The following is a 3,580-nucleotide window of genomic DNA, read 5'->3' as shown; positions in this document are numbered from 1 at the left end:
GGCCGACGCGGACCCCGTGTCGCCGCCCGCCGCCCACTGCGCCCGGGCCGCACCCCCGCGCGGGGATGCGGCCCGGTCGTGTGACGGACGACTGTCCGGGGCTTACGCCTCGAACACCTCACGCACCAGCTGCTCCTGCTCGGCCTGGTGCCGCTTCGCGGAACCCACGGCCGGGGACGAGGAGTGCGGACGCGAGATCCGGCGCAGGCGCTCGCCGTGCGGGACGTCGGCGCCGACCGCCAGGTCGAGGTGGTCGATCAGGTTGAGCGCGATGAACGGCCACGCACCCTGGTTCGCCGGCTCCTCCTGAGCCCACAGGTACTTCTCGGCGTTCGGGTACTTCTTGATCTCCGCCTGGAGCTCGGCACCCGGCAGCGGGTACAGCCGCTCGATACGGATGATCGCGGTGTCCGTCACGCCGCGCTTGACCCGCTCGGCGTCCAGGTCGTAGTAGACCTTGCCCGCGCAGAAGACGACCTTCTTCACGGCCGCCGGGTCCACCGAGGTGTCGCCGATGACCGGGCGGAACTGGCCCGTGGTGAAGTCCTCCGCCTTCGACGCGGCGGCCTTGAGGCGCAGCATCGACTTCGGGGTGAAGACGACCAGCGGCTTGTGGTGCGGGTTGTGCACCTGCCACCGCAGGAGGTGGAAGTAGTTCGCCGGCGAGGTCGGCATGGCGACCGTCATGTTGTTCTGCGCGCACAGCTGGAGGAAACGCTCCGGGCGGGCGGACGAGTGGTCCGGGCCCTGGCCCTCGTAGCCGTGCGGCAGGAGCAGGACGACGCCGGAGGTCTGGCCCCACTTCTGCTCGGCCGAGGAGATGAACTCGTCCACGACCGTCTGGGCGCCGTTGACGAAGTCGCCGAACTGGGCCTCCCACAGCACGAGCGCGTCCGGACGGGCCAGCGAGTAACCGTACTCGAAGCCCATGGCGGCGTACTCGGACAGCAGCGAGTTGTAGACGTTCAGCCGCGCCTGGTCCTCGGAGAGGTACTGCAGCGGCGTGTACTCCTCGCCGGTGTTGCGGTCGATGATGACCGCGTGGCGCTGGCCGAAGGTGCCGCGCTGGGAGTCCTGGCCCGCCAGGCGGACCGGGACGCCCTCCAGCAGGAGGGAGCCGAAGGCGAGCGTCTCGCCCATGCCCCAGTCGATGGTGCCGTCCTCGACCATCGTCGCCCGGCGCTGCAGCTGCGGCAGCAGGCGCGGGTGGACGGTGATGTGGTCGGGGATGTTGACCTGGGACTCGGCGATCCGCTTGACGACCTCCGTGGTCACCGCGGTGTTCACGGCGACCGGGAACTCGGCCTGCGGGTCGGAGGTCTCCACGGCCGTCGGCTGCGAGGTGGCCTCGCGGACCTCGGTGAAGACCTTCTCCAGCTGGCCCTGGTAGTCCTGCAGCGCCTGCTCGGCCTCTTCCAGGGTGATGTCGCCGCGACCGATCAGGGACTCGGTGTACAGCTTGCGCACCGAGCGCTTCTTGTCGATCAGGTCGTACATCAGCGGCTGGGTGAAGGCCGGGTTGTCCGACTCGTTGTGACCGCGGCGGCGGTAGCAGATGAGGTCGATCACCACGTCCTTGTTGAACGCCTGGCGGAACTCGAAGGCGAGCCGCGCGACGCGGACCACGGCCTCCGGGTCGTCGCCGTTCACGTGGAAGATCGGGGCCTCGATCATGCGGGCCACGTCCGTCGCGTACATGGAGGAACGCGAGGACTCCGGGGCGGCGGTGAAGCCGACCTGGTTGTTGATGACGATGTGGACCGTGCCGCCGGTGCGGTAGCCGCGCAGCTGCGACATGTTCAGGGTCTCGGCCACCACGCCCTGGCCCGCGAAGGCCGCGTCGCCGTGGATGGCGATCGGCAGGACCGTGAAGTCCGTGCCGCCCTTGTTGATGATGTCCTGCTTGGCGCGGGCGATGCCCTCCAGGACCGGGTCCACCGCCTCCAGGTGCGAGGGGTTCGCGGCGAGCGAAACCTTGATCTGCTCGCCGTCCAGGCCGGTGAAGGTGCCCTCGGCGCCCAGGTGGTACTTCACGTCGCCGGAGCCGTGCATCGACTTCGGGTCGAGGTTGCCCTCGAACTCGCGGAAGATCTGCGCGTACGACTTGCCGACGATGTTGGCCAGCACGTTCAGGCGGCCGCGGTGGGCCATGCCGATGACGACCTCGTCCAGGCGCGACTCGGCCGCCGAGTCCAGCACCGCGTCGAGCAGCGGGATGACGGACTCGCCGCCCTCCAGGGAGAAGCGCTTCTGGCCGACGTACTTCGTCTGCAGGAAGGTCTCGAAGGCCTCCGCCGCGTTCAGCCGGCGCAGGATGCGCAGCTGCTCCTCGCGCTCCGGCTTGGCGTGCGGGCGCTCCACGCGGTCCTGGATCCACTTGCGCTGCTTGGGGTCCTGGATGTGCATGAACTCGATGCCGGTGGTGCGGCAGTACGAGTCGCGCAGCACGCCGAGGATGTCGCGCAGCTTCATCATCGACTTGCCGGCGAAGCCGCCGACGGCGAACTCCCGCTCCAGGTCCCACAGGGTGAGGCCGTGCTCGGTGATGTCCAGGTCGGGGTGCTTGCGCTGGCGGTACTCCAGCGGGTCGGTGTCGGCCATGACGTGGCCGCGGACCCGGTAGGAGTGGATCAGCTCGAAGACGCGGGCGGCCTTGGTGACGTCGTCGTCGTGGCTGGTGTCGATGTCCTTGAGCCAGCGGACCGGCTCGTAGGGGATGCGCAGCGCCTCGAAGATGTCGTCGTAGAAGCCGTTCTCGCCGAGCAGCAGGTTGGCGACGGTGCGCAGGAACTCGCCGGAGGCGGCGCCCTGGATGACCCGGTGGTCGTAGGTCGACGTGAGCGTCATGACCTTCGAGATGCCGAGCTTGTTCAGGGTGTCCTGGGAGGTGCCCTGGAACTCCGCCGGGTAGTCCATGGAGCCGACGCCCATGATCAGCGACTGGCCGGGCATCAGGCGCGGCACGGAGTGGACGGTGCCGAGGCCGCCGGGGTTGGTCAGGGAGACCGTGACGCCGGTGAAGTCGTCCATCGTCAGCTTGTTGTCGCGGGCGCGACGGACGATGTCCTCGTAGGCCTGCCAGAACTCGAAGAAGTTCAGCGTCTCGGCCTTCTTGATCGCCGCGACGACCAGCTGGCGGTCGCCGTTCGGCTTCACCAGGTCGATCGCCAGGCCGAGGTTGACGTGCTCCGGCTTGACCAGGGTGGGCTTGCCGTCCTTGACCTGGTACGACCAGTTCATCGACGGCATGGCCTTGATGGCCTGCACCATCGCGTACCCGATGATGTGCGTGAAGGAGATCTTCCCGCCGCGGGCGCGCTTGAGGTGGTTGTTGATGACGATGCGGTTGTCGAACAGCAGCTTCACCGGGACGGCGCGGACCGACGTGGCGGTCGGCATCTCCAGCGAGGCGTCCATGTTCTTGGCGACGGCGGCGGACGGACCGCGCAGCGTCACCAGCTCGGGTCCGGCGGACTCCGCGGCGGGCTCGGCCTTCGCCTGCGGCTTCGCGGCCGGCTTGGCGGGCGCCGGGGCCTTGGCGGCGGGAGCCGCCGCGGCGGGCGCGGCCTGGGCCGGCGCG

1 protein-coding gene is annotated in these 3,580 nt (G+C 69.2%); it reads right to left on the bottom strand.

The window, feature by feature from the left end:
- Nucleotides 1–102 precede the first annotated feature (102 nt).
- Nucleotides 103–3,580 (bottom strand): multifunctional oxoglutarate decarboxylase/oxoglutarate dehydrogenase thiamine pyrophosphate-binding subunit/dihydrolipoyllysine-residue succinyltransferase subunit (locus tag AB0K92_RS33475; protein ID WP_365929040.1); only part of this gene is annotated, 3,478 nt, incomplete at its 5' end.

Source organism: Streptomyces sp. NPDC052687, from assembly GCF_040678395.1.
Taxonomy (GTDB): Bacteria; Actinomycetota; Actinomycetes; order Streptomycetales; family Streptomycetaceae; genus Streptomyces.
The sequence above is the reverse complement of the archived record's forward strand: the minus strand, read 5'-3'. Positions and strand labels throughout refer to the sequence as shown.